This window comes from Sandaracinobacter neustonicus, from assembly GCF_006385875.1.
In the GTDB taxonomy this organism is placed as follows: domain Bacteria; phylum Pseudomonadota; class Alphaproteobacteria; order Sphingomonadales; family Sphingomonadaceae; genus Sandaracinobacteroides; species Sandaracinobacteroides neustonicus.
On sequence record NZ_VFSU01000014.1, the window covers coordinates 1 to 26,646 of the forward strand.

20 protein-coding genes, 4 pseudogenes and 1 other annotated feature are annotated in these 26,646 nt (G+C 61.1%); of the genes and pseudogenes, 11 read left to right on the plus strand and 13 right to left on the minus strand.

Going from position 1 to position 26,646, the window contains the following annotated elements; translation table 11 throughout:
* The 3 genes and pseudogenes from FJQ54_RS04450 to FJQ54_RS04460 all read right to left on the minus strand — a co-directional run.
* Positions 1–704, minus strand: a pseudogene (locus FJQ54_RS04450) (helix-turn-helix domain-containing protein); the annotation flags it as partial.
* A gap of 288 nt (positions 705–992) precedes the next feature.
* Positions 993–1,661 carry a hypothetical protein gene (locus tag FJQ54_RS04455; RefSeq protein ID WP_140927232.1) on the minus strand — a complete coding sequence of 223 codons (669 nt, stop codon included), beginning with the start codon at positions 1,659–1,661 and terminating at the stop codon, positions 993–995.
* Between the two features lie 213 nt (positions 1,662–1,874).
* Complete coding sequence (locus tag FJQ54_RS04460; RefSeq protein WP_140927233.1) at positions 1,875–2,105, minus strand: hypothetical protein; 231 nt, start codon at positions 2,103–2,105, stop codon at positions 1,875–1,877.
* Between the two features lie 150 nt (positions 2,106–2,255).
* On the opposite strand from FJQ54_RS04460, the gene FJQ54_RS04465 reads away from it, so the two are divergent.
* From FJQ54_RS04465 to FJQ54_RS04480, 4 genes are all read left to right on the plus strand, one after another.
* Positions 2,256–2,522, plus strand: coding sequence for a helix-turn-helix domain-containing protein (locus tag FJQ54_RS04465; protein ID WP_181159977.1), 267 nt, complete (start codon positions 2,256–2,258; stop codon positions 2,520–2,522).
* Between the two features lie 241 nt (positions 2,523–2,763).
* Entirely contained in the window at positions 2,764–3,960 is a 1,197-nt protein-coding gene (locus tag FJQ54_RS04470) for an AAA family ATPase (protein ID WP_140927234.1), read from the plus strand.
* Positions 3,961–4,014: 54 nt separating this feature from the next.
* Positions 4,015–5,103: a ParB/RepB/Spo0J family partition protein gene (locus tag FJQ54_RS04475; protein WP_140927235.1), complete on the plus strand. Its 1,089-nt coding sequence runs from the start codon at positions 4,015–4,017 to the stop codon at positions 5,101–5,103.
* 103 nt (positions 5,104–5,206) lie between these two features.
* Positions 5,207–6,421, plus strand: coding sequence for a replication initiator protein A (locus tag FJQ54_RS04480; RefSeq protein ID WP_140927252.1), 1,215 nt, complete (start codon positions 5,207–5,209; stop codon positions 6,419–6,421).
* Positions 6,422–7,024: 603 nt separating this feature from the next.
* On the opposite strand, the pseudogene FJQ54_RS04485 reads toward FJQ54_RS04480, so the two are convergent.
* Positions 7,025–8,252: pseudogene (locus FJQ54_RS04485) on the minus strand (IS3 family transposase).
* Positions 7,855–7,971 (minus strand) — a sequence feature (AL1L pseudoknot). It overlaps the preceding pseudogene by 117 nt.
* A 229-nt stretch (positions 8,253–8,481) precedes the next feature.
* On the opposite strand from FJQ54_RS04485, the pseudogene FJQ54_RS04490 reads away from it, so the two are divergent.
* A pseudogene (locus FJQ54_RS04490) lies at positions 8,482–8,850 on the plus strand (transposase); the annotation flags it as partial.
* A 25-nt stretch (positions 8,851–8,875) separates the two neighbouring features.
* Here FJQ54_RS04490 and FJQ54_RS04495 read toward each other — a convergent pair.
* Positions 8,876–11,803: a Tn3 family transposase gene (locus FJQ54_RS04495; protein WP_140927236.1), complete on the minus strand. Its 2,928-nt coding sequence runs from the start codon at positions 11,801–11,803 to the stop codon at positions 8,876–8,878.
* Positions 11,804–11,949: 146 nt separating this feature from the next.
* Here FJQ54_RS04495 and FJQ54_RS04500 point away from each other — a divergent pair, with 146 nt between their 5' ends.
* The 4 genes and pseudogenes from FJQ54_RS04500 to FJQ54_RS17730 all read left to right on the plus strand — a co-directional run.
* Positions 11,950–12,543 (plus strand): recombinase family protein, encoded by a 594-nt coding sequence (locus tag FJQ54_RS04500; protein WP_021318851.1) that lies wholly within the window; start codon positions 11,950–11,952, stop codon positions 12,541–12,543.
* A complete protein-coding gene (locus FJQ54_RS04505) occupies positions 12,540–13,901 on the plus strand; it encodes a hypothetical protein (RefSeq protein WP_021318850.1) in 1,362 nt (453 codons plus the stop codon). The genes FJQ54_RS04500 and FJQ54_RS04505 overlap by 4 nt, the downstream gene beginning before the upstream one ends.
* 60 nt (positions 13,902–13,961) lie before the next feature.
* Complete coding sequence (locus tag FJQ54_RS04510) at positions 13,962–14,237, plus strand: HU family DNA-binding protein (RefSeq protein WP_021318849.1); 276 nt, start codon at positions 13,962–13,964, stop codon at positions 14,235–14,237.
* Positions 14,238–14,479: 242 nt separating this feature from the next.
* Positions 14,480–15,282 (plus strand): annotated as a pseudogene (locus FJQ54_RS17730) (integrase core domain-containing protein); the annotation flags it as partial.
* A 281-nt stretch (positions 15,283–15,563) separates the two neighbouring features.
* On the opposite strand, the gene FJQ54_RS04525 reads toward FJQ54_RS17730, so the two are convergent.
* The 8 genes from FJQ54_RS04525 to phbB all read right to left on the minus strand — a co-directional run bounded on the left by FJQ54_RS04525 (position 15,564) and on the right by phbB (position 23,968).
* Entirely contained in the window at positions 15,564–15,914 is a 351-nt protein-coding gene (locus FJQ54_RS04525) for a cation-transporting P-type ATPase (RefSeq protein ID WP_140927238.1), read from the minus strand.
* Positions 15,915–15,924: 10 nt separating this feature from the next.
* Positions 15,925–16,137 (minus strand): SDR family oxidoreductase, encoded by a 213-nt coding sequence (locus FJQ54_RS04530; protein ID WP_140927239.1) that lies wholly within the window; start codon positions 16,135–16,137, stop codon positions 15,925–15,927.
* Positions 16,138–16,214: 77 nt separating this feature from the next.
* Positions 16,215–17,342: an ABC transporter permease gene (locus FJQ54_RS04535; RefSeq protein ID WP_140927253.1), complete on the minus strand. Its 1,128-nt coding sequence runs from the start codon at positions 17,340–17,342 to the stop codon at positions 16,215–16,217.
* Between the two features lie 2 nt (positions 17,343–17,344).
* Positions 17,345–20,095, minus strand: coding sequence for a ribosome-associated ATPase/putative transporter RbbA (gene rbbA / locus FJQ54_RS04540; RefSeq protein ID WP_140927240.1), 2,751 nt, complete (start codon positions 20,093–20,095; stop codon positions 17,345–17,347).
* A gap of 4 nt (positions 20,096–20,099) precedes the next feature.
* Complete coding sequence (locus tag FJQ54_RS04545) at positions 20,100–21,176, minus strand: HlyD family secretion protein (RefSeq protein WP_140927241.1); 1,077 nt, start codon at positions 21,174–21,176, stop codon at positions 20,100–20,102.
* Positions 21,173–22,594, minus strand: coding sequence for an efflux transporter outer membrane subunit (locus FJQ54_RS04550; RefSeq protein WP_140927242.1), 1,422 nt, complete (start codon positions 22,592–22,594; stop codon positions 21,173–21,175). Before FJQ54_RS04550 ends, FJQ54_RS04545 begins: the two co-directional genes overlap by 4 nt.
* Positions 22,595–22,741: 147 nt before the next feature.
* On the minus strand, positions 22,742–23,164 hold the full coding sequence (locus tag FJQ54_RS04555) for a hypothetical protein (protein ID WP_140927243.1): 423 nt from the start codon (positions 23,162–23,164) through the stop codon (positions 22,742–22,744).
* Between the two features lie 75 nt (positions 23,165–23,239).
* Positions 23,240–23,968 carry an acetoacetyl-CoA reductase gene (gene phbB / locus FJQ54_RS04560; RefSeq protein WP_064332745.1) on the minus strand — a complete coding sequence of 243 codons (729 nt, stop codon included), beginning with the start codon at positions 23,966–23,968 and terminating at the stop codon, positions 23,240–23,242.
* A gap of 170 nt (positions 23,969–24,138) precedes the next feature.
* Here phbB and FJQ54_RS04565 point away from each other — a divergent pair, with 170 nt between their 5' ends.
* Entirely contained in the window at positions 24,139–24,807 is a 669-nt protein-coding gene (locus FJQ54_RS04565) for a TetR/AcrR family transcriptional regulator (RefSeq protein ID WP_140927244.1), read from the plus strand.
* Positions 24,808–24,888: 81 nt separating this feature from the next.
* The gene (locus FJQ54_RS04570; RefSeq protein WP_140927245.1) at positions 24,889–26,643 is read left to right on the plus strand and encodes a PHA/PHB synthase family protein; all 1,755 of its coding nucleotides are present in this window, start codon (positions 24,889–24,891) and stop codon (positions 26,641–26,643) included.
* The last annotated feature ends 3 nt before the right edge of the window (positions 26,644–26,646 follow it).

Below are 26,646 nucleotides of genomic sequence, written 5' to 3' on the forward strand. Positions count from 1 at the left end.
GCGGTAAACCGTGGCTTCCGATACGAAGTAGCGCTTCTCGTCGGTGAAGCGCACTGCCAGTTCGCGAGGGCTCAGGTCAGTCTCTTCCAGCGCCATTTCGACGATCTGGTCTTGGATGTCGCCGCCGATGCGGTTCCACACCCTGCCTGGAGCCGATGGCCGATCTTCCAGCGCCTCCGGCCCACCTTCAAGGTAGCGGTCATACCAGCGATAGAACGTCCGGCGGGCGATACCGAGCTTGTCCAGCGTGCGTTTGGCGGGCAGGTGCGACTGCTCGACGATCCGGATGATCTCGAGTTTTTCGGATGCGGGATACCTCATTCGTCGTCGCCCCCATCCGCGATCATGCTTTTTTTCAGCAGACGGTTTTCGAGTGTCAGGTCGGCCACGCATTCCTTCAAGGCGCGGGCCTCGCGGCGCAGGTCCTGCACCCCGCCGGTGGTCGCGGCACGAGCGGTGTCGCCGGCCAGGCGGCGCTTGCCAGTTTCCATGAACTCCTTCGACCAGGTGTAGTACAGGCTCTGCGCGATGCCTTCCTTGCGGCACAGCTCGGCAATGCTGTCCTCGCCGCGTAGCCCATCGAGCACGATGCGGATCTTGTCCTCCGCCGAGAAATGGCGACGCGTCTGCCGCCGAATGTCCTTCACCACCCGCTCAGCAGGGGCCTTGGTCGGCGATTTTTTCAAGGAGGGTTGGGCCTTCATCTTCGTTCCTTCGTCACTACGACGAAGCCCCAACCCTCCTTAAATCACAACCTCAAATCTGTGCCATTGGTGCTGACGGCGGACAGTGCTGCATCCGCCGGCGAAGCGGGCTGATCGGAGCAGATGTTGTAACGCTGTCCATGGCAAGTTCCTCTCATCGAAGGAAACTCCATGCTCGCAGAGCGACTCCGCACCACCCAAAGCCCAAGATTACAACGCTACCTCACACCACGCACACCTCCCGCGAAGCGGGTTCGTGCTTGTTGGCGATCCCCGTCATCGGCCTTTTCATTTCGCACCTTCTCCGCCGACGCCCGCCGCAGGCACTTCCCACGGCGTACCGGCGATCTCGGGCTGCCCCTCGACATAGCTGACCGTTGCCCCGGTCTTGGCCCGAATCTCCCGGACGACGTCGAGGATGGTCTTCTCCGTCCACCCGTCGGGCTTTCCGACCACCTGCTCGGCCAAGGCCCGGCCAAGCCGCGCGGAAATCCCGCCGCCTTGCTCCTTCACGTCGATCCCGTAGACGTTCAACTGATAGCCCTGCTGATAGGGGAACAGGCACAGCGTCAGACGCAGGGTCTGCGAACCCCGGACCTTGCGCAGCGCATTCGCGATCCAGACTGCGCCATCGCAGGAGGCCTGCTTGAACTGCGCCAGTTGCGAGGCGGGGATCATCGCGGCAATCCCGCCCATGCTGGCGCCGCCTTCCAGCGGGTTGCGGATGGTAAAGCGGCCGGGTGTTTCGGGCGGCGTGCCCATGACGATGGGCGTCATCGTCTGCGCGTCACTGGTGTTGCGCTTCAGCCCGGTGCCGGCAGCGGCGATCATGTCCCGCTTGGGAGCGGCCGTCTTCAGGTCGAAGATGTGATAGAGTTCGTTGGACTGGTTGCGATCCTGCGCGATGGCCGGATTCTGGACGGCGAAGATAGCCAGCATGCCAACGACAGCCAACATTTTGCTTGGATGGAAGCTGTGGCAGGCCTTTGCCGCCGGATACGCAAGCGGGTTTTCCATATGTCGGGCCATCACCTGTCTCCGTTTGTATGCGCAGTCGGCCCGGCCGGGCATTCAGAAACCTGCATCGCAGAGGGCCCCGCCACCTTTAGGCGGATGGACACTGGACATGCGTGATGGCCACCCGGCCAACATGAAAATGTCGACCAGCTGCTACGTCTCGACGTTGCTACGCCTCCAATTGGTCATTCGCGGATGCGTGTAATCCGGATATTTCTTCGCAAAAATCTCCTCGGCCGCCAAATGGGCCAACCCATCATTCAAAGCGGATGCAAGGCGGCTGAATTGGAGATCATCATCGTCTTCGTCCAGTGAGGCCATTACCATCGCAACCTTGGCAATCTGCATACGCGTTGCGCCGGTCTCCTCGATCATTTTCTCCATGAACAAATGCACATGCATATAGAGCTCGGTCGAAACGGATGGACTAAGTCCGACCAGGCTCGAGAGGGCGCATTCGTAGAAGCCGTTTGCCATAACGAATGTATCTTAAAACAGGTCGCGTTATAAACGGCAAGCCGAAAATATCGGGGGGTGAAGCGAACCCCGAAAAGCGAACTCAGGGACGTGCTGGCGCGGAATATGCGCCGACTTCGGGCTGAACGCGGATTATCTCAGGAGCGGTTGGCGTTCGAATCTGGTCTGAACCGCACCTACCTGTCGGCGGTCGAGCGTTCGGAGCAGAATATATCGCTCGATAACATCGCACGCATCGCGGGAGGGCTGGGTGTTGAGGCTTCCACGCTGCTCGTCCGCGAGATCCACGGCAGCGATAACGTCCAAGAATTGACTGCCGAATGATCTCGGGACGCGGGATACCGCTCAGCTGCAATTCGCCGGGGCGTCTGGCACGGATAGGCTTGGGGACAGACCACCGCCAAATGTATCGCCGGATGCGATATCAATCGGTTATTCAAATAGACGGCCACAGTTCCAACGTGCACCGTTTCCCGGCAAATTGTTGGCCAATGGTTTCGATGGACTGAACCATCTCGAGGAGATATAGATATAAAAAGGTTCAAACCGTTGGATTGGCGGCACAGTGAATTCAGAAGTCGAACGGATCTCCGATCTGGCTGAAGCCGGCGAGCGGATGATCGAGCGGCTGCGCCGCCAAGCGTTTCTACCTGAGAGCCGCAAGGGGTTGAATTTACGGTTTGGTATTGCCGAAGCTGCGGCGTTGATGGGTTGCTCGACCAATCGCATCCGCATGGCGGAGGAGGACGGCCGCCTCCCCTCCCCTCCGGCCACGGATAATGGTCGACGGCCAGGCTATACGATCGAGGATCTCCTCAAGATGCGCGAGGTGCTGGGCGCATCGCCCGCTCGTGCTCCGCTCGATCGTCCGGCAATCATTGCGGTTCAGAATTTTAAGGGCGGAGTCGGCAAATCGACAGTCACCACCCATCTTGCGCACTATTTTGGTGTTCAAGGCTATCGGGTGCTTGTGGTAGATTGCGATAGTCAGGCGACCACAACGACGTTGTTCGGCTTTAATCCACATTTCAATATAGCGCGCGAACAGACGCTATATCCGTATCTTTCCATCGATCCGACGCAGACTGATCTGCTGTATGCTGTCCAGAAGACACCTTGGCCAAATGTCGACCTTATTCCGTCAAATCTTGAGCTGTTTGACGTGGAATATGAGCTGGCTGCATCTGGTGCTGACGGGAACAGCGTTCTTGCATCGCGCTTTCGAAAGCTGAAGCAGGGTTTATTCGACCTCGCCCGAAATTACGATGTCGTGATCCTCGATCCCCCCCCTGCCCTTGGTACGATAAGCTTGGCTGTGATGCAAGCGGCCAACGCCTTGATCGTTCCGCTCGCAGCGACGACACCGGACTTCTGCTCGACCGTTCAGTTTCTTTCGATGATGAATCAGGTCTCGGAGCAACTCCTCTCGGCGGGCATTGCGGTTGATTACGATTTTGTGCGCCTGCTGTGTTCAAAGTTTGATTCCAACGATCCCAGCCACGCTATGGTGGTTCAGATCATGGAGCAGACCTTCGGCCCTGCCCTTCTGCCGGTACCGATCCTGGAAAGCGCCGAGATCAGCCATGCCGCATTGCGGATGATGACGGTCTATGAACTGGAGAAGCCCGTAGGTACGCCCCGGACACACAAACGGTGTCGCGCAAACCTGGACGCCGCCATGGCTCAGGTGGAAGCCTTGGTGAGGCGTGGTTGGGGTGTCACTGCACCAGCGAGCGCCCACGAGATATTCAATGCTGCATAGCATCAATCTGCCGTGCATGTCGGCATCGACACTTCGGGAACGGAAGGGCCGCTGATGGCACGCAAACAGAGTGACTATCTGGCAGGCCTGTTGTCCGATCCCGGGGCAGGGTCATCCCCCTCCCCTGCCCCGCTGCTAGATGTTGTTGAGTCAATCGACTCTGACGCTGCTGGCAAAACCTCGGCGTCGGCACCACAGCGCACAGGGCTTTCACTGCTTAGCCGGGAGACTGCGCTTTCCCGAGTAGCGAGCGGGGATGTCCGCCAAGTAACCCAGCTCTTGCTGGATCCCGACCGCGTACGAATTTGGCCGGGGAATGCCCGGCTTCAGGCGGGCTTGAGTGAAGACTCGTGCCGCGATCTGATTGATTCACTGATTGCCGAGGGCGGACAGAAAGTGCCGACAGTTGTCCGTCGTATCACAGGCGATCCGGAATTCGACTATGAGCTCGTTGCGGGAACCAGACGCCACTTCGCAATTCGCTGGCTTCGGCAAAATAGTTACCCCGAAATGAAGCTTCTGGCCCACGTGGCAGAGTTGGACGATGAGGCCGCCTTTCGGCTTGCGGATATCGAGAATCGTGCCCGGCGGGATATCAGCGACATAGAGCGGGCTCGCAACTATGCGGCTGCGCTGGATCGGCACTATGGCGGCAAGGCCATTCGCATGGCCGAGCGGCTGAAGGTCTCAAAGGGCTGGCTTTCAAAGATGTTGAAGGCGGCAACCGTTCCAGATGAGGTGCTCGCAGCGTTCGCAGACCTTCATCAGCTTTCGCTCAATCCCGCTTATCAACTTGCCGGGGCATTGGAGGATGTCAGTCGTGCAAACGCGATTGGCGATGAGGCAGGTCGGATTGTACAAGAGAATCGTGAGGCTGCCATCTGCGGTTCCCCTGCCCTTCCCGGCTCCATGGTCCTCGCTCGCCTATTGGCCGCACAACATACGCCACCTGTTGAGGCGAAACAGGTGTTTTTCGAGGTTGCCGGAAGCCATGGTCGCGCAATCCTGTCGGTAAAGTCGGTCAACCGGCAGGGAATTACGATTCACTTGCCTGCGGCCAGCGGCGCGAGTGACGAACAGATCGGCGCAGCCGTCCGGGAGGTTCTGGAGAAGCTTCGATCGAGAGGAGTGTCTGTCGCCTGATGCCCTCCCCTGCCCTCTTCCTGTCCTCCAACGGACGTGAGTTTCCTGCGGGAAACTTTTCGTGACCAAGGCACTTCGCCAGAGCGTCGGCGAGCAGTTCGATATGTTCCTGCCGTATATCGCGGATCTCAATCTGCGCGATCAGCGGGAGATGATGGAACGGCCGTTCTTCAGTTTGGCAAAGTCCAAACGCGTTAAGCCGATCGACTACACGAGCCCGGACGGAAAGTTGTGGGTCCATGTCTCTGCCAGTCCCGAATACGGCATGGCGACCATTTGGGATGCCGATATCCTGATCTACTGCGCCAGCGTTCTGGCAGACATGGCAAGGCGTGGTCGCAACGACATCCCACGCAAGCTTCACCTGATGCCATATGACTTGCTGCGGGCCATCGGACGCCCAACGACCGGCCGGGCCTATGAGCTGCTCGGGCAATCGCTCGACAGGCTCGTTGCCACAACAATAAAGACCAACATCCGCGCAGAAAGCCGCAGAGAGGCAACGTTCAGTTGGCTGGATGGTTGGACTCAGCTGGTTGATGAGCGGACAGAGCGCTCGCGAGGAATGACGCTCGAACTCTCCAATTGGTTCTATGAGGGCGTGCTGATGAAAGGCGGCGTGCTTTCGATTGACCGGGCCTATTTTGATATTTCAGGCGGCCGGGAACGCTGGCTCTACAAGGTGGCAAGAAAGCACGCCGGCGGGGCAGGGGAGGGGGGGTTCGCTATTTCCTTACCCGTGCTGTTTGAAAAGTCCGGTGCGGAAGGCGAATACCGACGCTTCAAGTTTGAGCTGATCAAGCTGGCTGAACGCAATGCGTTGCCAGGCTATGACTTGGCGATTGAGCCGGCCACAAGGGCGGGAGAGCCGTTGCTCCGAATGCGGCGCAACGATGGGAAAGCTTCGCACGGGGGTGGCGTCGGTGGAGATGAAGGGCCTCAGACTGGCGAGCAGACAGTTTCCTCGAGGAAACCAGAGTCAAAGGTCTTGGAACAAACAAGCTCTCTTCCACCGCAAACCAAACAGGCTCGGCATTCCGAGCGTGGGAATGAGGTCATGCTGGATGCGTCCAACCTGATACGCAAAACCATATCAGGGCTAAGCGACAGTGCTAACCGGGGTTTTATCTCTGCAGAAACCGCATCCCTGCTGCGAAGCGAATGTCCTGGCTGGGATCTCGATGTACTTCACGCGGAGTTTGAAGGTTGGGTTGCCGGTTCAGATGATCGAACGCCTGCCAACTGGCAAAAGGCGTTCATTGGGTGGGTGAGGCGGCACCACGCCAAGCACCGCCACGAGCTCCGCGGGAGCTATTAAGCACCGCCCGGATTACGATATTCGCTTCCCCAACGGGGTGGCTACCGGCCCGCTGGGCAGCACCGGCGAAACTGGTCGCAAGCGTTCTCGAAGTGTCGTCTGGAAACAGGTTTGCTCACGAAGCTCAGGATTGATGTGCAAGGATTGAACGACTTCTTGGCGCTTTGACTCGGAACTGATTCAACCGAGGCCCCCTAAAGAGCATGATTACCAACAGATCGACACATCGGGAACAACTTGGAGGCCGGAATCGACATATCAGGAACACGCCAACGACATATCAGGAACAAAAGGCACGACATTTCCGGAACATATGATCGGCACAACGGGAACAAAGATGCGCAAAATCAGTGTGCTTTTCCCACAGCAAAACTCGACGGGGGCAGGCGCCTAACCTTTCTAAGATTCCCTATGTAACCATTCTAACCAGCATGATGTTCTTCATATGGAATTAGGATGGATAGCCTACTGTCGGCGATGCCCGATATCGTCGCCGGCTATCTCGAAGCGCGGGCAGGGCAGGGGGCTCGGCCTGCCTCACATGGCCGCTACGCTTCAAAGGGTTGAACCGCCCCGGGATTGCCGGAGGCCATTCGGCTTAAATTATGCGGCGATGGGGGTATCGTCCAGCATGTCGTAGTAGCGCTCCTCCGCTTCGGCAGGTGGTATGTTGCCAATAGGCGCGAGGAGCCGGCGGTTGTTGAACCAGTCCACCCATTCGAGCGTGGCGTATTCAACGGCCTCGAAGGATCGCCACGGCCCTCGCCGGCGGATCACCTCGGCCTTGTAAAGGCCGTTGATCGTCTCGGCCAAAGCGTTGTCGTAGCTGTCGCCAACGCTGCCCACCGATGGTCGATCCCAGCTTCGGCAAGGCGCTCGGTATACTTGATCGAGACATATTGGCTGCCACGGTCGCTGTGGTGGATCAGGCCGCCGCGATGGGCGGGCCGCCGATCATGGATCGCCTGCTCGAGGGCATCCAGCACGAAGCTGGCATGCGCCGTCCTGCTCACTCGCCAGCCCACGATATAGCGCGCATAGACGTCGATCACGAAGGCCACGTAGACGAACCCCGACCACGTTGCGACGTAGGTGAAGTCCGAGACCCACAACATGTTCGGCGCCGGCGCATGGAACTGCCGGTTCACCTGGTCGAGCGGGCAATGCGCGGCCTTGTCGCTGATCGTCGTGCGCACCGGCTTACCGCGGATCACGCCCTGCAAGCCAAGATCGCACATCAGCCGCTCCACCGTGCATCGGGCTGTATCGAAGCCTTCGCGCCGCATCTGTCGCCACACCTTCCGTACGCCGTAGACGCCGAAGTTCTCGGCGAAGACGCGTATCACCTCCGGCTTCAACATCTGATCACGCTGAGCACGCGACGATAGCCGCGAGGGATCGCGCCGCTGCGCCAGGTGTTCATGGTAGGTGGATGGGGCGATCGGCAGAACCCGGCAGATCGGCTCGACCCCATAGTCACCGCGATGCTCGTCGATGAACGCGATCATCGCTTGAACGGGCGGTCGAGCTCCGCCTGGGCAAAATATGCCGATGCCTTGCGCAGGATCTCGTTGGCCTGGCGCAGCTCGCGGTTCTCGCGCTCCAGCGCCTTGAGCTTGTCGGCCACATCGGTGGGCACGCCGGCTCGTTTGCCGCTGTTCACCTCGGCCTTCTTCACCCACTCCAGTAGCGTGTGCCCCGAACAGCCGATCTTCTCGGCGATGGATGTGATCGCCGCCCAGCGAGACGGATGGTCGCCTTCGTGGTCCAGCACCATGCGGACCGCCCGCTCACGAACCTCCGGTGCAAACTTGTTCGTCGTCTTGATCATCGTAGACCCTCACTCTCAGGAGTTGGGGCCTCCGACAATCCCAGGGCGGTTCAGGTCTCAAATGCGGCAAACCCCCGCGGGATCAACGTCAGAGCGCTCCTGAATGCCTCTACGGACGATTTCCGGGGATGCCGGCGATCGGTCGGTCACATGGGGGGCTGACGATGACGTGCTCCCCTGAAGTGTGACCGATTTTGAGTAGAGTCCGACGCGAAGGAGTCGGACGCAGATGAAGCGCAGCAGGTTCAGCGAAGAGCAGATCATCGCGATGTTGAAGGAGCGGGAGGCCGGGATGGCGACAGCGGATGTGTGCCGCCGCCACGGGATCAGCTCGGCGACGTTCTACAAGTGGAAGTCGAAGTATGGCGGGCTGGAGGTGTCCGAGGCCCGGCGCCTGAGCACGCTCGAGGAGGAGAACAACCGGCTGAAGAAGCTGCTGGCCGAGGCGATGCTCGACAATGTGGTGCTGACCCGAAGGGCGGCGTAGCCAACGATCTGGCATCAAAAAATGGTGACGCCCGGCGCCAAGCGGGATGCGGTCGCCCATGCTCGTGAGCATCACGGGTTGAGCGAGCGCCGGGCGTGCAACCTGGTAGGCCCCTGTACATTATTCGGACACAGATTCACGGTTTGATGAGCAGGGGCATGAGGCCTTCGGCATCGAGGTCGAGGCGGTCGGACCAGATGTAATCGCCGGTGAGATTGATCCGGTCCCATCCCAGTGGCGACATTCGGGACAACATGGCCGGGTCGATCGCCCTACCCCGGCGTCGCAATTCACCGATGGCGCGACCGAGATAGCGGCAGTTGAACAGGATGATGGCGGCGGTGACGAGGTTGAGGGCAGCCGCACGGGTCTGCTGGTTCTCCAGGCCTCGGTCACGGAAGCGACCGAGGCGATGGAAGGCGACGGCCCGGGCCAGGCTGTTGCGTGCCTCGCCCTTGTTCAATTCGGCGGTGACGGTGCGGCGAAGATCACGGTCTTCAAACCATCGCAGCGTGAACAACGTGCGCTCGATCCGTCCGACCTCGCGGAGCGCGGCCGCGAGACTGTTCTGTTGCCGGTAAGCGGACAGCTTCTTCAGGATCAGCGATGGTGTAACGGTGCGGTCTCGCATCGCTCCTATCACCTCGGTGATCTCTTCCCAGTGGCTGATGATCAGGTCACGGCTGAGGCGGCGCCCGAACAGGGGCGCGAGCCGGCCATAACGCCGTGCCGGCTCGAAACCATAGAGCCGCCGGTCCGACAGGCGTGGAATGCGGGGCTCGAAGTCTAAACCGAGCAGGTGCATGACGGCGAACACGATATCGGATACTCCTCCTCCATCGGTGTGCAAGGCGGTGAGGTCGGCGCTGCTGTCGTGGCCGAGAATGCCGTCGAGCGCGTGGATGGCCTCGCCTGCCGTGCCAGCGATCACCGTCTGATGGAGTGGCGCATATCGGTCGGTGATAGTGGTGTAGATCTTGACCACCGGGTCGCGCCCGTAATGCGCGTTGATCGTCCCGCCGGCTTCACCAGGCCCACCGAGATAATAAGCCTGGCCGTCGGCCGAGGCACGATGCCCTGGCCCGAACCAGGCGGCGAGCGGCTCGACATGGATGGCGTCGGTCAGGCAGGCGAGCGCGGCGCGGAACGTCTCTTCGCGCATATGCCACGTCTGCATGCGCAAGAGGACGCGCCGGGAAGCCACGCCGCAGACTTCCGCCATGCGGGACAGGCCGAGGTTCGTTGCCTCGGCGATCAGTGTGGCGAGGAAGGCATGTTCGTCGGAGGGCGGCAGGCCCGTCGAGACATGACCGAAGTGCGAGATGAACCCGGTCCAGCGCTCGACCTGTGACAATACGTCGGTGATCCGGGTCGCGGGCACCATACCGTAACAGGCGAGCGCGAGTTGCCGGCCTTCGTCCTCGCCGGCCTCTTTGGCCGGCTCTTTCGGAAACCGCAGCCGTTCTCCGGCGAAGAGCGCGGGGTCGCGCTTGTCGAGATTGCTGGCGACATCGCGCAGGGTGTCGTCGAGCCGTGCCGCTCTCTCCTCGAGCCAGGCATGCGGATCGCCGAGCGAGAATTCCTGTTTCGGCACGGCATTGGCAGCTGACGGGGCGAGCAGCACGCCGAGCGAGCGATGGATGCGGGCTGTCGGCACCCACATCCCACCCGACGCCAGGGCGTTGGCGAGGGCGCTGTAGGTCGCCAACTCCCAATGGGCGCGATCGATCCCGCCGGGCGTCATGACATACCGGCGCCAGCGTCGTTCGATGTGACCGAGCGGTACGCCGGCAGGCAACGGCTTACGCCAGTCTCCGTCGAGATCGGCAAGGATGGCCATCGCCTCGCGCAACTCCTGCACGCCCGCTCGGCCCTGGAAATCGAAAGCACGCACGAACAGCGGCCCCGTCCGCTTGAAAGTGCGGTATTCGGCCGCAATCTCATCCAGAACCTCATCCCTGTGCGGTGTGGCGGTGCGTCGGATGATCGCGGCGTCCGCGTCGATCGTATCGAAGGATGCCACGGCGCTGACCGCCGCGGCGATATCGCCGCCAGTTCGTTTCGCTTGGCTCATTGCTTCCAGAATCCTGGCGATGCGCAGCAACCGTTCGCGCCCTTCGCGACCGGAAACGGCCACCCGCTGCTCGAGCCGTTTGCGGGCACGGAGATGAGAGCGCCCGACCAGCGCGCCAAACATATCGATCGCGGTATCGGTGAGCGTTGCTTCCAACTCACGCAGCGTCGCGAGAAGCACCACTCGCCTGCGGGCGGGACGCATCTGCTGGAAAGCCTGCGCTGTATAACGAACGCCTTCCCGGGCAAATTGCGCCAGGCGCGGTGTGGCGCGGGGATCGATCGACAATGCCGACACACCGGTCCTGCGGATCATGACGACCTTTTCGATGATTTCTATGAGCGAGCCGGCTGTTACACGCGGTTCCGGTTCACGCAGCCAGGACAGTCGGCTTTGCCGGTCATGGACCTTGTCATCGATGAGCATGTCGAGATGCTGACGGATTTCGGGTGCGAGGCTGCCGTCGACTGCGGCCACGATGTCCGTTTCAGCATGATGCATCGCCTCGGCCGTCATGCGTTCCACGACGCTGATACCGGGAATGACGATGCGGCGGGCGCGCATCTCGTCCAGGAACCGGTCCAGCAGTTCGCGCCCGTCGATGGTGGTCGCAGCCTCACCTTTCAGCCACATCATCAATTCCGCACGGCGCCTCCGGCTCAGGTCGCTGAAGCCAAACCGCGTCTTGATCGCGGCGAGTTGATCGTAGCGTGTGGGCATGCGTCTCGCGAAATCAGCGATGACGCCCGCATCCACTCCGACCTGTTCGGCAATATGGTCGAGCATGAGTGCTGGCAGCAGTTCGCCATGACGCAGATGCCGGCCCGGATACCGCAGGCAGCAAAGCTGCAGGGCATAGCCGAGCCGGGTTGCAGGGGTTCGCGCGGTTCCGACTGCGGCCATGTCATCGTCGGACAGGCTATGGTGCTTCACGATCACCGCCTCGTCTTCGGGCAACGCCAGCAGGGCGGCGCGCTGCCGCGTCGTCATCGGAATGCGTCCGGGCACTTGCGAACCTCCAAAAACCGCTTGCCTTTCAATACAATTCTGAAAGAGGATTGTGAAAGACGGAAGGGCGCGAGAATCCGTTCGTGCCGTGAAGACCTCCGGATACGGTCGTTTATGAAAGGCGGGATTTGACCAGGGTACCCTATCTGATCGGCTATGCCCGCGTGTCGAAAGGCGACGAGCAGTCGAATGCTGCACAGCGCCGGGCGCTCGACGCGGTTGGTTGCAAGCGGGTGTTCGAGGAGACCGCCAGTGGCGGGCGCTGGGACCGGCCGAAGCTGCTGGAGATGATCGGGCAGCTGCGGGACGATGACGTCGTTGTCGTGTGGAAACTGGACCGGCTGTCGCGCAGCCTCAAGGACCTGCTGCACATCATGGAACGGATCGAGACGGCAGGCGCAGGTTTCCGTTCGTTGACCGAGGCGATCGACACCACGACGGCCGCAGGCCGCATGATGATGCAGATGGTGGGGAGCTTCGCCGAGTTCGAACGCGCGATGATCCGCGAGCGCACCAGCGCCGGTCTCGCCCAGGCGCGGGCCGAGGGGCGCATTGGCGGGCGCCGACGCAAGCTCGGCGACAAGCAACGGAGCGAGATCGCGGAGTCCGTCATCTCCGGGCGAAAGTCAGGCGCCGAAATGGCGCGGCTCTACCATGTCAGCGAACCGACCGTTTCGCGCATCGTCGCCGCGCACCGGCAGACCATGGAGCTACCGGCATGAAACGCGGCCATGACCTGACCGGGCTGATGAAGTTCGCGACACGGCCCGAATGGGCCGACGATCTGCACGATGCGCTCGACGATCATCTGGGGACGGCACTGACGCAGTTCGACATTGATTCCGACGAATTGCCCGACATCATCGGCGAGCACTGGGCCATGACCCTGTGGGGCTGTGCGTTCGAGGATCTGGCGACCCGCGTCTTCGAGCCGGATGGTCGCAACCTCGTGGACGAGTACCTCAAGCGCCGCGGATGGAACGAGGGCGGCCCCAACAAGATCTACATGCGCGCGCTGCGCACCTCCGTCATGAGCGTCTACGAAGTCAGCGCGATCGAGCCTGGCGTCGGCTTCCTCGCGCGCGATCTGATCCGGGGCGGCGAGCCGGTTCAAGTCCGCGAGCGCACCGCCTCGAAGACGCTGGGGCCATGGGACAGGATCGGTGCGCGTATCATTCCGGTGAGTGGGCACATGATACTGGCTGGCGGTCTGCTGTCCTTCACTGCGGAAGCCACCAATTCCCTTCTCGAGGCATTGCGCCTGGGGCAAGGCAAGCGCGGGCCACACGCGAAACTCGCCATTGGTGATGATCAGCTGCGCGACCTGTCCCCGCTCATTTCGATGGTCTGGCTGTTCGATATCCTGCCCAAGGCTCTGGAACCCACGACCATTCCCACACTGCACAATGCCGACGGCGAAGAGGTCATCTTTCATCGCGTCCGTTTCCCGCTCGCGCGAGGTACGACGCAAGCTCTCATCGGAGAGCGCCTCGATACGGTGCCAGCCTTGCAGCGGGAAACCTCCCACTTCTGGAACTGGCTCGGAGCGAAGCCGGTCCCAGACAAGAAGGGCACCGGCCAGATGGCGTGGGGCGTATCGATGGCCGACGGCACGCCGGTGCTCGGCAATCTCGAACTCAAGGGCCGTGCCCTCATCCTGGCCGTCACCTCGGCCGAACGTGCGGAACGAGGGATCGCGCTCGTCGACCAGGCTCTTGGGGGCCTGGTCGCCACACCTCTGACCGAGATCGAGACGATCGAACAGGCCATGGCCGCGCGGCAGGAGGGGCGAACCACATCGGAGCCGGCACCGGACATTCCAGTCGAAGTCGCCACTCCACTGGTCCATGGCATGCTCGATCGTCAGTACCGGGCCCTCCTCGACGAGCCCGTCCCGATGCTCGATGACAAGACGCCGCGTCAATGCGCCCGCAGCAAGGCCGGACGTGACCGGCTCGCCACATGGCTCAAGCATCTCGAAAATCTCAGCGGGCGGCAGGCCGACACCAATGATCCGATGGCGACCTACGATTTCACCTGGATCTGGCAGGAACTCGGCATCGAGGATCTGCGCCGGTGACGGGTCGGCCCGACCAAGATAGTTCGCCCGCCCTTTCCACTCAGCAAAAAGGAACAAGACATGGCTAATCCCGATCTCGTGGCGAGGCTCGCCGACGAGCATGGCATCACCAAGGCCGACGCTCGCAAATTCATCGACACCCTCCTCGGCGCCGTCGTCGAAGCCGCATCGCAGGGTGAAGACGTGTCGTTGCACGGGTTCGGCAAGTTCAAGGTGAAGGACACGCCCGAACGCGAAGGCCGCAATCCCGCGACCGGCGAGACCATCACGATCAAGGCCGCCCGAAAACTCACTTTCGCGCCTGCGAAAGCGGTGAAAGACAAGCTGGCCCTCTGACAGGCGCCAATGCGCGGGTTTATAGCCGGGACCTGCGAATTTTGCACTTGCACAAACCTGCTCGCAAGCGCAGCATCATGGTGCCTTTCAGGCATCCTCTCCCAAAACTATGGCCGGCCGTTGCGCCGGCCTTTTTGCGTAGCCGGGACGGCTCGCGTTACGCGAACCCTGGAAGGAAAGCTGGCGCTGACGCCCCTCAAGCTTGCCTACCGTGAATCTGTGTCCAAATAATGCACAGGGGCCTGGTAGGCGTGAACCGCAGGGTGATCCGGTATCGATCATTGCGACCGGACGATGGTCGGCTACGGCAGCGACTGCGCGAACTTGCGGCGGAGCGTCGCCGGTTCGGCTATCGGCGCCTGGGCTATCTGCTGGCTCGCGAGGCATCACGCCCAACCACAAGAAGCTGCTGCGGGTCCGTCGTCGCGGTGGCCGCAAGCGCGCCCTTGGCACGCGGGCGCCGATGGTGCTGCCGGACGGCCCGAACCAGCGCTGCTCGCTCGACTGCGTCTCCGACACCCTGACCTGCAGCCGGCGGTTTCGTATCCTGTGCGTGGTCGATGACTACACGCGGGAATGCCTGGCGCTGGTGGCCGACACGTCGCTGTCGGGCGTGCGGGTGGCGCGGGAGTTGACGCGGCTCATCGGCATGCGCGGCAGGCCGCATACGGTGGTCAGCGACAACGGCACCGAGCTGATCTCGTCGGCTATCCTGCGCTGGTCGCAAGAGCGGCGGGTCGAGTGGCATTACATCGCCCCGGGCAAGTCGATGCAGAACGGCTTCGTCGAGAGGTTGGCTTCGCCAGCCTTCGGCCAACGGTCGCTTACGCGACCAATGCCTCAACGAGACGCTGTTCACATCGCTGCCGCATGCCCGCTTCCTGCTCGATGCCTGGCGGCACGACTACAACCACGTCAGGCCACACTCGAAACTGGGCGGGAGAACACCCACCGAGAAAGCCGGTGAACCTGTCCGGGGCATGCCCCCGGACAGGTCGCCATCACCTCAAGCAATCATCATGAAGGAGCCAGACTCTACCTCTGAATGGTAACAATCAGGGGAGCACGTCAAGCCGTAAGACCCCTCGCAGCAAATCGGCATATAGAGTTGCGAGCAATCGGTCCCACACAAAAAATTCGCCGTAGCTACTGTATTGCCCGATCCGTTGATCTGTTCGGCTTACGCCGCGTCGAATGGACTTGGGGACGTATCGGGTGCCGTCAGCGCATCCGCTACCGAAGCTTCGACAGCGAGGGCAGGGCAATCAGCTTTGTGAAGGCACTTTTGAGCAAGCGGGCGACAGCACAGAAGCGGATTGGCGTCCCTTACATGATCGCGCCCTCGCCGAGCTTCTGGGCGAGAGAAGGGCTACCCTCATGCGCAAAGCCGACCACTGCGTTGACCAGCACGACAATCGCGATGACGACTGCGTCCACCAGATGCCCGAGCAGCCCCGCAGCGAACGCCGCCGTCATCAGGAAATATGTCAAGGCGCTGTTGAACTGGGCCAGGAAGCGCATGATGGGGTGAACACCGGCGGCTATCGGCAGGGCATTGGGGCCATGGCGTTCGAAACGCTGGACGGCTTCCGCATGGGTACCCACCCGGTTGCTATCGAGCGCCGACAAAGCGTCTTCGCCCGATAGCGCGTGCCAGGCGGGGGTCTCCGTCGTCATCCTTGTCTCCTCAATCCCAAGCCAGAAGATGTTGCCCGCCATCGACGGGAATGATGGCGCCGATGATCCGGCGCGCTGCGGGGCTGGCGAGGAAAGCTGCCAGCGCAGCAACATGGGCGATGTCCATCATCCAAGCCTCAGCGAGTTTCGCCATGCGCAGAAAGTTGCGGCACGAGCGAAATGTTGATAGAATCATAAACAATAGTGTAAAAATTAATTCCATTTTCTGACATTTTTCACATGCTTACCTCAAATGATGTAAATCATACTATTTCGAATTCATGATTAATATGTCGCACATCATGCCATCATAACTATAGTATTTCGAAATCTGGCAAGAGCTATGGTGAAAAATATCACGCCAATCACAAGGATCGCTGCCAACTGCACCCAAACAACATCCAGCCCTGCGCCGCGAAACAGGATCGCCTGCCCCAGTTCCACGAAATGCGTGGTTGGCGCAGCCAGCATGACGTTCTGCACGAGCTTTGGCATGCTTTCACGAGGCGTGGTGCCGCCAGACAGCATTTGCAATGGCAGCAGGACCAGAACCGACAGCATGCCGAACTGCGGCATGTTGCGGGCTATGGTCGCCATGAAGATGCCCATGGAGGTCGTGGCGAACAGCAATAGCGCTGCGCCGCCGAAGAACAGCCACAACGAACCGGCAACCGGCACGTCCAATATACCCCGCACAACAATGTTCAACGACAGGAAAGAGGCAGCCAGAACCACCATGCCCATGGAAAGCACCTTGCTCAACATGATCTCTAACGGTGTAACCGGCATTACAAGAAGATGCTCGATGGTGCCATGCTCCCGCTCGCGGATGAGCGCAGCACCGGTCAGGATGATCGACAGCATCGTGATCTGGTTGATGATCTGCGACAGGGCGCCGAACCATGTGTTGTTGAGTGTTGGATTGAAACGGGCCCGCAGCACCAGATTTACGGGCGATTCCGCTTGCGCGCGATAGCGCTGAAGAAACTCGCTCACTTCCGTAAGTGCGATCTGCTGGATGCTGGCGCTCCCGGAAAAAGCCTGACTCATGCGGGTTGCGTCGGTCAGGAGCTGCATTTCCGCAGGCCGACCGGCGAGGACGTCGCGTTGAAAACCGGAGGGGATGTGAATAACGAACGTATAGATGCCCGCATCCATGCCAGGGTCGATCTGGGCCGGGATGATCATGGTCGGCTGAACGAACTGCGGCGGGAAAAATGCGGATGTTATTCGTTGGGAAAGAGCTGAATTGTCTTCATCGACAATGGCGATAGACGCCCTTTGCAGGCTGTCGGGCATCGCCGTCGCAGACAGATAGACTGCGAATGTGAAAATGAAGAAGATCAGGGACAACATGGCCGGATCTCGCCACAGGCTCCACATTTCCTTGATGCCCAGGCGATATATGTTCGAAAGACTTCGCATCATCGTCATTGCTCCTGCTTGCGCAGCAGCAGGATGGACGATCCGATAATAATCGGGATCGCCACAAGCAGCGGCAGAAAGGAACTGGCCAGATCGCGGAATCCCAATCCCTTGTTGAAGATACCCCGATTTATGGTGAACATATGACTGGCCGGGTAAATCTCGCCGACCAGCCGGGCACCCCCTTCCATTGAAGAGACTGGATCGAGCATGCCGCCATAGGTCATGGTGGGAATCAGCGTTCCCACCAGTGCGAGAAACATGGCTGCAATCTGGCTGTTGGTGACGGAAGAGGCCAAGAGACCCATGCCGGTTGCAATCACACTCGTCACCAGTGCTGCGAACAGCAGCGTGGGGAAACTGCCCTTCACGGGCACGTCGAACACGAAGATCGCCATTACAGTCATGATCAGGAAATTGATCATGGCGAGCCCGATATAGGGAAGCTGTTTCCCCAGCAGAAACTCGGCCCGGGTAACGGGCGTGACGTAGAGATTGATGATCGAGCCGGTTTCCTTTTCGCGCACAACCGCCAGAGCCGCCAGCATGGCCGGCAGAAGCAGCAAAAGCATCGGGATCACCACTGGCACCATGGCCGGCAGGCTCATTACATCCGGGTTGTAGCGAAAGCGATTCACCACCGAAACCTGGGATGCCACATTCAGGCCGGATTGCCGGGCTCGTTCCACCAGCCAATGCTGATGCATGCCCTGGATATAGCCTTTCACCGTTTCCGCCCGTTGCGGCATCGCGCCATCGAACCAGACGCCGATTTCCGCCTGATTTCCCCGCAGGAGGTTCCTGCCGAAGCCTTGCGGAATCTCGATTGCGAGAGCCAGTTCACCACTTCGCATACGCCGATCCATTTCATCATAATCGGCGATGGGCGGCTGCTCGGCGAAATAGGTCGAGCCAGAGATCGACTGTTTGTAGCTTTCGCTGAAACTGCTCTGGTCCCGGTCGAGCACGGCATAGCGCAGATCGTTCACGTCCATACTGATGCCGAAGCCGATCACCAGCAGCAGAAGCACGGTTCCGCCCAGCGCCAACGTGCCGCGCACGGGATCGCGCTGCAGTTCCAGCGTTTCGCGCCAGACATAGCTCAGCATCCGTTGCAGACTGAAACTGCGCTTCGCCCCATGTGCGAGTTCCGCCGGGGTCGGTGTCGCGCTTTCGCTGCCGGCATCCACAGCCTGTTCGTCCGGCCCCGCAGCCTCCAGAAGATAGCCGATGAAGGCCTCCTCCAGCGTGCGGGTGCCTCGCTTCTCGACCAGCCTAGCGGGAGTGTCGCTGTCCAGCACCTTGCCGGCGTGCATCATCGACATGCGGTCGCAACGTTCGGCCTCGTTCATGAAATGGGTCGAGATGAAGATCGTCACCTTATCCCGGCGCGACAGTTCGACGAGCAGCCGCCAGAACGCATCCCGCGCCACCGGGTCCACACCCGATGTCGGCTCGTCCAGGATCAGCAGGTCAGGTCGATGGACCATGGCGACGGCCAGAGACAGCCGCTGGCGTATCCCGAGGGGCAACTGATCCGGCAGTTTGTCCATCACGGCTTCCAGCCCGAAGCGTTCTGCCATTTCGTGGACGCGGGGGAGGACTTCGTCCTCGGGCACGTGGAAAAGCCTGGCGTGCAGGTCCAGATTCTGCCGTACCGTCAATTCAACATAGAGCGAGAAGGCTTGGCTCATATAGCCCACACGTCGGCGGGTCGCGAGATCGCGCGGATCCACTTCATGGCCGAACAGCCACGCGCGCCCCTCACTTGCCGAAAGAAGGCCGGTGAGCATCTTCATCGTTGTCGATTTGCCGCAGCCATTGGAGCCGAGAAATCCGAAAATCTCGCCCCGGCGAATGCGGAAACTCACATGATCCACTGCGACAAAGTCGCCGAAGCGCATGGTCAGTCCCTGTGCCTCGATGGCGATGTCGTTCTCGTCGGCGTCGAGCGGCGGGATGACGACGGGTTTGTGGCCGCGCTTGCGCTCCTCGGGCAGGAGTTCGGCAAATGCAGCCTCCAGGTTGTCGCGGCCGGTCCGCTCGAGCATTTCCCGGGGAGTTCCGGTTGCGAGTATGTCGCCGTCGTCCATAGCCACCAGCCAGTCGAAGCGCTGCGCCTCGTCGAGATAGGCAGTGGCCACGATCACACTCATTTCCGGCCGTTGCCGGCGAATGCGATTGATGAGGTCCCAGAACTGGGCCCGGGCCAATGGGTCCACGCCCGTTGTAGGCTCATCCAGGATCAACAGGTCCGGATCGTGGATCAGGGCGCAGCAAAGGCCCAGCTTCTGTTTCATGCCACCCGACAGCTTCCCCGCGGGGCGCGAGAGAAACGGGTATAGCCCCGTCGAACGGGTCAGGTCGTCGATCCGCCGCCGCCTCTCGGCAGCGTTGTGGCCGAACAAGCGCGCGAAAAACTGCAAATTCTCCTCAACCGACAAGGTCGGGTAAAGATTCTTGCCAAGCCCTTGCGGCATATAGGCGATGCGCGGGCACACATTGTCGCGATGCTGGGTGTCTGCGATATCACCGCCCAACACCTGAATGCGTCCGTCCTGCACCGCGCGCGCGCCGGCGGCGAGGGACAGCAGGCTGGATTTGCCCACGCCATCCGGCCCGATCAGTCCCGTCATCCGTCCACTGGCGATGCTGAGGTTGATACCCCTCAGGGCCTCCACCTTGCCGTATCGCAACCGCACGCCTGAAAAATGGACGACCGGTGCCGCGACATCAATCGGTTGAGTCAGCGGCATCGACCTATTCCTTCACGACATTGGCAAGCTTTTCTGGCCAGGGCACGCTGGGATCGATCCGGACATAGGCCATGCCGGGAAGACCGGTCTTCACGCGGGACAAGTGCCGCTCCAGCAGGGCCGGCTCGATCCGGGCCCGCACGCGGAACATCAGCTTCTCGCGCTCTCTCTCGGTCTCCACTGTCTTGGGGGTGAACTGGGCCACGTCGGATACGAAGCTGATTTTCGCGGGGATGGCCTGATCGGGCATTGCATCCAGCAGCAGGCGGACTTCGGTGCCGATCCCCAGGCGCCCTGCATCCGTCGTGGGCACAAAGAATGTCATATAGACGTCCGACAGGTCGACCAGATTCACCACGCGGCCACCCCCGGCCACAACTTCACCCGGCTGAGCTACCCGGAACTGGATGCGGCCGGAGCGTGGCGCACGCAGGTCGCTGTCGCGAATATCCGCCTCGACCCGCTCGATCGTCGCGCTGACCGCGTCCACGTTGGAACGGGCGCCGATCACTTGGCTTTGCGCAGACGCGATGCCGGATTCGGCCGAGGCCAGCTGGGCACGGGCCGCTTCCAGCGTGGCCATCGCACCCTCGACAGCAGCGCGATTGTCATCCCGTTCCTGCTTCGGCGTTGCACCCTCGCGCGCCAACGTCTCGGAGCGGGAGAACCGCAGCCGTGCCGCGTTCAATTCCGCTTCACGCTGGCGAACGATGGCCTGTGCAGATGCGCGCTCGCTTTGGCGCTGGCTCACCTGCGTCTGCGAGATGGTGATGGAATTGCGGGCCTGGGCGAGCCCTGCCTGCGCTTCCGAAAGCTGTGCTCGCAGTGTTTCCGTATCCATGCGGGCGATAACCTCGCCGGCCTTCACCAGCTGTCCTTCGTTCGCCAGAATCTCCAGGACGCGGCCCGGCGTTCGCGGCGAAATGTCGATCTCAACCGCCTCGATCCGGCCATTCGCAGCGACGATGCCCTCGGGCAAGCCCGGGTCTCTCAGTGCGAGCCACAGAACGAGCCCGCCAGCCACCGCCACTGCGGCAATCCCGCCCCTGATAAGCCAGGTCCTGCTGGTCACCTGCGTCATGGAATTTGTCCCTTGTCCATCTCTTGCGGAGCCTTGTTGAAATCAGTCTGCGAGGGCGCGAAGCCGCCGCCCAGCGACGCATACAGCGCCACGATGCTCGCCAGCTCGGCCCGGCGGAGCTGGACCATTGCCTGTTCGGCATCGAACAGGTCGCGCTGCGCATCCAGAACCTCCAGATAGGCGGAGCGGCCATAATCGAAGCGCAACTCGGCCAGACGGGCCCGTTCGCGCAACGCCTCAAGCAATTCACCCGTGGTACGGATTTGAAGTTGGAGTTGCTGCCGCCGGACGAGGGCGTCTGACACGTCGCGGAAAGCCGATTGCACGGTTCGTTCATATTCGGCCACCGCACGCTCATGGCGAGCCCGCATGACACCCAGATTGCCCTTTAGCCGACCGGCATTGAACAGCGGCAGAGATATGGACGGGGTGAATGTCCAGGCTTCGATGCCGTCAGAGAACAGGCCGTCCAGTTCGGTGCTCATCGCGCCATAGGCGCCTGTCAGCCTGATGTTCGGGAAAAAGGCGGCGCGGGCAGCCCCGATATTGGCGCTGGCCGCGCGCAATTGATGCTCGGACGCGATGACATCGGGGCGGCGGGTCAGCAAATCTGATGGCAAGCCCACCGGAAGCAGGAGGTTCTGCGGCACGTCTGTCAATGACAGATGTCCGGGTGCTATATCGACCGGCGCACCGACCAGCAGAGCCAGCGCGTTGCGGTTGACCGCGCGGTCCTGCTCGAGGCTCTGCAGGGTCGTCTGTGCCTGCGCAAGCAACGTCTGCGCCTGCGTCATTTCCAGCTTCGAACCCGAGCCCACCTCGTAACGCCGCCGCAGGATACGCAACGCCTCCACGCGGGTCTTGATCGACTGCCGGGCGAGCGCGGCACGCTCTTCATAGTGGCGTTCCAGCAGATAGCCGTTGGCCACCTGCGCCACGAGATCGGTGCCCACCGCGCGGCGCGCCTCTTCGGTGGCCAGATACTGCCAGCGGGCGGCGTCCTGCAGATTGCGCAGGCGTCCCCAGAAATCGATCTCCCAGCTGGCGCTCAACTGGGCGCTCACCTGCTTCACATCCGCGGGGATCGCGCCGGTGCCGGGGAGGTTGAACAGGGTCTTGCCCCGGGTGCCGGAGCCGACGGCATCGAGCTGCGGATAGAGCGAGGCGCCTTCGATCCGCCATGCGGCGCGTGCTTCTGCCAGGCGCGTTGTCGCAACACGAATATCGCGGTTGTTGGCCAACGCCAGATCGATCAGCCGCTGCAGCTCCGCTTCGCGAAAGAAATCGCGCCATCCCAGGTCTGCGATGCTGTCCCCGGGCGGCGTCGCGGTGGCATAGGCCTGCGGCACAGGCTGGGGCGGACGGACATGCTCCGGCGCGAACGAGCATGCGGACACGCCGAGAAGCAGGGCCGTCATGCAGATACGGCGCCGATGGGCGCGAATCCCGGGCGGACGTACCGGGCCGGGGAGTGGAAATACGGTGGCAGGCACGTCGCCCCCTGAGTCCAGAGCTTCAAGGAATGGCCGCGCCCGAACGTCGGGAGCGGCCACAGTTCAATTCGGTCAGGCCGCGCCGCCGCTCGCCTTTTTACCCGAACCGGCATCCGTCGGGGCGGCGACACCCACCGCAGTCAGGAACTGTTGCGTCCATGCCTGAAAGACGTCGCCGAAGTGCTGTTGCGCGTCGCCAATCCGGAACGCACTGTTCACACACGCACTCCACTCGCCCACTGCGTTCTGTACGGCGGCGATCGACGTCTGGCGGTTTTGCTCCGCTTCCTTCAGAACATCCGTCAACCCGGCGAAACCGGGAAAAACTGCGGTGCCAGGCTTCTGTTCCGCTGCCTGCACGCCGAAAGCCGCGAAGCTGTTCTTTGCGATCTCTGCCTGCCGAGCGACCGCTTCGCGCGAAATTCCCGCGAATTTGAGCATCAGATTCTGATTAGCATTCGCCAAAGTGGCATATTGTTCAAATCCATAAATCATAATAAAAATCCCTTCGATGGAGGAATAAATATCGAAATATATACAAATATCTCCAATAGTAATAAGAATATAATTTCAACCATTCGCAATATACTGCCCGCCATTCACTGTAAGAACAGATCCTGTGCAGAATGAGGACTGCGGGGATGCGAGCCATGCAACGGCGGATGCGATCTCGTTCGGCGCACCCAGCCTTCCGATGGGAATTCCGGAAATGATCTTTGCCTTTACATCTTCGGGCACGGCGGCAACCATTTCGGTATCCACATACCCCGGGCATACGGCGTTAACCGTGATGCCACGCCCGGCGTTTTCCAGTGCCAGGGCCTTGGTGAAACCAATCACGCCGGCCTTTGCAGCGGAGTAATTGACCTGGCCCATCTGCCCCTTCTGGCCGTTGATGGAGGAAATATTGATGATGCGGCCGAAACGGCGCTCGCGCATTCCTTCGATCACCGGCCGCGTCATCGCGAACATGGAATCGAGGTTCGTGGACAGAACCGCCCGCCAGTCCTCCCAACACATCTTGTGAAACATTATGTCACGTGTGATGCCGGCGTTGTTTACCAGCAGCGACACCGGACCCAGCGTCGCCTCCACATCCGCGACACCTGCGCGGCAGGCCGCTTCGTCTGAAACGTCCCATTTGAAGGTGCGGATGCCGTATTCCTGGCTGAAAGCAGCCGCTGCGGTGGCATTGCCATGATAAACGGCCGCAACCTGATATCCATCGGCCTGCAGCGCCTTGGCAATCGCTGCCCCGATCCCACGTGTCCCGCCAGTCACCAGGGCTATCCCTGCCATGTCGCTGTCTCTTTCCATCTCACTCGGCAGCCCCTCCATGTGGTTCGTGAATCGGGGCCAAATCTCAATGATGGAACAATATGTACACTTTACGGTATATTTATTGACACAGATCAAGGATGGGTCAACCCAACACGCGCCACAGTTTGAAATATGGATAGGACATTCGGATGACGGTGGTGAATGCAGTCGAACAGATTCGCTCGTCGAAGGGAGGAAGGCCCACCCGCGAGGCTGCGGCCGAACTCGGTGAGCGCATTCTCGACATCGCGCTTGAGCATTTCCTTCGCTATGGCTTCGAAGGCGCGAGCATGGATGCCATTGCGGCCGACGTCCAGGTGAGCAAGCGCACCCTGTATCAACGCCACCAGTCCAAAAAGGGGCTGCTGCTCTCAGTCCGGGAACGCGAGCGGCATGTCTATCGGGCGATCGTCAACATTCCGCTTCCCCGGGGAAGTGTCAGACAGCAGATCGGCATGCTTGCCCACAATATCCTCGACGCCATCCTGAATGCCCGGGCCTTGGGATTCATGAAGCTGGCGCAGGAGATCAGGCGGGCTGAGCCAGGCCTCGTTGAAGACGGCGCGTTCGAAGCCATGACAAGCTATTGGGCCGGCGCCTTCCGCTCGGTCCTCTCCCGCGACCCGATGCTGGCGGATTATGAACCGGATCGGCTTCAGTCCGTTGCGTCCGTTCTGTTCGATGCGCTTGTTACGGTGCCGTTCGCGCGGACCACCATTGTCGGCAATCTGGAAGACAGCAAGCAGGCGCGGTCCATCGAGATCGAGCGCGTGCTGGATGTGCTTGCGGGCGGAATCCCGTCGCTGCAGCGGCCATGACAGGCGACATAGGACTGCCCCGTCATCAGGCGGACCGGGAAGGTTCACAATGTCATGTCGAGTGAAGGAAGCAGAAATTCGATGAGCACAATTCAGCAACAGGGCGTCAATCCGCTCGACGGAATCGCCGAAACCCTGAATCGCTCGGCGGCGGCAACCATCGCTGCCGCGACGCGGGGCCTGTCCCCCATCACGCTGATGCTGGCTGCGACGGATTGGGGGGTTCATCTCGCCCGAGCGCCGGGCAAGCAGATGCAGCTTGGTGCGAAGGCAGCGCGCAAACATATGCGTCTGGCCGACTATGCCGCTCGCCAGACGCGCGATCCGGATGCGGAGCCGGCCATTGAGCCGCTGCCGCAGGACCGGCGCTTTTCCGACCCGGCCTGGAAGCAACAGCCGTTCAATCTGATCGCGCAATCCTTTCTGCTGAACCAGCAGTGGTGGTACGCCGCCACGACGGGCATCGGTGGCGTGAGCAAGCACCACGAAGACATCATGGAATTCACAACGCGCCAGATGCTGGATGTGCTCGCGCCGACCAACTTCCTTGCCACCAATCCGGTGCTGCAACGCAAGATCATGGAAACAAGCGGCAAATGCCTTTTGGACGGCTTCAACAACCTGATTGAAGACATGCAGCGCCAGTTCCGCGGGCTGCCGCCCGTCGGCACGGAGGCATTCAAGGTCGGGGAGACGGTTGCGACCGCGAAGGGCAAGGTCGTCTGGCGGAACCGACTGATGGAGCTGATCCAGTATGAGCCGACGACAGAAACCGTGCGCCCGGAGCCGGTCCTGATCATTCCGGCCTGGATCATGAAATATTATATTCTTGATCTGTCGCCCGAAAATTCGCTCGTCCGCTGGCTGACGGCGCAGGGCTACACGGTGTTCATGATCTCCTGGCACAATCCCGACAGCGCGGACCGGGACGTGACACTCGACGATTATCGCAGGCTGGGGGCGATGGCCGCGCTTGACGCCGTGACGGGCATCACCGGCGCCGCGAAGGTGCATGCGGCCGGCTATTGCCTGGGCGGCACGTTGCTATCCATCGCGGCCGCCGCGATGGCGCGCGATGGGGATGATCGTTTGGCGAGCATGACCCTGATGGCCGCGCAGACAGAGTTCAGCGAGCCCGGCGAACTGGGGCTTTTCATCGACGAGGCCCAGCTCGACGTTCTGGAAAACATGATGTGGAGCAAGGGCTATCTCGACAGCAGCCAGATGGGCGGCGCCTTCCAGATTCTACGGTCTAACGATCTGCTCTGGTCGCACATCCTTGAAACCTATCTGATGGGCGAACGGGAACCGATGAACGACCTGATGGCCTGGAACGCGGATGGCACGCGGATGCCCTATGCCATGCACAGCGAATATCTGACCCGGCTGTTCCTGAACGACGATCTGGCGGAAGGGAAATATCGCGTTGACGGCCGCGCGATCAGCCTGACCGCAATTCGCTCGCCCATCTTCGCGGTGGGAACGGAACGAGACCATGTCGCACCGTGGAAATCCGTTCACAAAATCCATCTGCTCACGGGAGCTGAAGTAACGTTCGTTCTGACCAGTGGCGGCCACAACGCTGGAATTGTCTCGGAGCCAGGCCACAGGAACCGCTATTACCGGGTGCTGATGCGTGAGGTGGACGGACATTCCTACGAGGGCGAGGAGTGGCTGGAACGCGCTACCAAGGCGGAAGGTTCCTGGTGGACCGAATGGGCGCATTGGCTGGACAGTCGGTCCGGAAAGCCGGTGCCGCCGCCCTCGGTCGGCGCGCCGGACAAGGGGTATCCGCCGATCGCCGATGCGCCCGGCCATTATATCCTGGAGAAGTAAGCC

What these genes read in the sequence shown, in the direction of transcription:
- FJQ54_RS04455 (WP_140927232.1), bottom strand. Translation starts at nt 1,661, where the DNA reads ATGTTGGCTGTCGTTGGCATGCTGGCTATCTTCGCCGTCCAGAATCCG.
- FJQ54_RS04460 (WP_140927233.1), bottom strand. Translation starts at nt 2,105, where the DNA reads ATGGAGAAAATGATCGAGGAGACCGGCGCAACGCGTATGCAGATTGCC.
- FJQ54_RS04475 (WP_140927235.1), top strand. Translation starts at nt 4,015, where the DNA reads ATGGCACGCAAACAGAGTGACTATCTGGCAGGCCTGTTGTCCGATCCC.
- FJQ54_RS04480 (WP_140927252.1), top strand. Translation starts at nt 5,207, where the DNA reads ATGTTCCTGCCGTATATCGCGGATCTCAATCTGCGCGATCAGCGGGAG.
- FJQ54_RS04495 (WP_140927236.1), bottom strand. Translation starts at nt 11,803, where the DNA reads ATGACGACGCGGCAGCGCGCCGCCCTGCTGGCGTTGCCCGAAGACGAG.
- FJQ54_RS04505 (WP_021318850.1), top strand. Translation starts at nt 12,540, where the DNA reads ATGAAACGCGGCCATGACCTGACCGGGCTGATGAAGTTCGCGACACGG.
- FJQ54_RS04510 (WP_021318849.1), top strand. Translation starts at nt 13,962, where the DNA reads ATGGCTAATCCCGATCTCGTGGCGAGGCTCGCCGACGAGCATGGCATC.
- FJQ54_RS04525 (WP_140927238.1), bottom strand. Translation starts at nt 15,914, where the DNA reads ATGACGACGGAGACCCCCGCCTGGCACGCGCTATCGGGCGAAGACGCT.
- FJQ54_RS04530 (WP_140927239.1), bottom strand. Translation starts at nt 16,137, where the DNA reads ATGGAATTAATTTTTACACTATTGTTTATGATTCTATCAACATTTCGC.
- FJQ54_RS04535 (WP_140927253.1), bottom strand. Translation starts at nt 17,342, where the DNA reads ATGATGCGAAGTCTTTCGAACATATATCGCCTGGGCATCAAGGAAATG.
- rbbA (WP_140927240.1), bottom strand. Translation starts at nt 20,095, where the DNA reads ATGCCGCTGACTCAACCGATTGATGTCGCGGCACCGGTCGTCCATTTT.
- FJQ54_RS04545 (WP_140927241.1), bottom strand. Translation starts at nt 21,176, where the DNA reads ATGACGCAGGTGACCAGCAGGACCTGGCTTATCAGGGGCGGGATTGCC.
- FJQ54_RS04550 (WP_140927242.1), bottom strand. Translation starts at nt 22,594, where the DNA reads ATGACGGCCCTGCTTCTCGGCGTGTCCGCATGCTCGTTCGCGCCGGAG.
- FJQ54_RS04555 (WP_140927243.1), bottom strand. Translation starts at nt 23,164, where the DNA reads ATGATTTATGGATTTGAACAATATGCCACTTTGGCGAATGCTAATCAG.
- phbB (WP_064332745.1), bottom strand. Translation starts at nt 23,968, where the DNA reads ATGGCAGGGATAGCCCTGGTGACTGGCGGGACACGTGGGATCGGGGCA.
- FJQ54_RS04565 (WP_140927244.1), top strand. Translation starts at nt 24,139, where the DNA reads ATGACGGTGGTGAATGCAGTCGAACAGATTCGCTCGTCGAAGGGAGGA.
- FJQ54_RS04570 (WP_140927245.1), top strand. Translation starts at nt 24,889, where the DNA reads ATGAGCACAATTCAGCAACAGGGCGTCAATCCGCTCGACGGAATCGCC.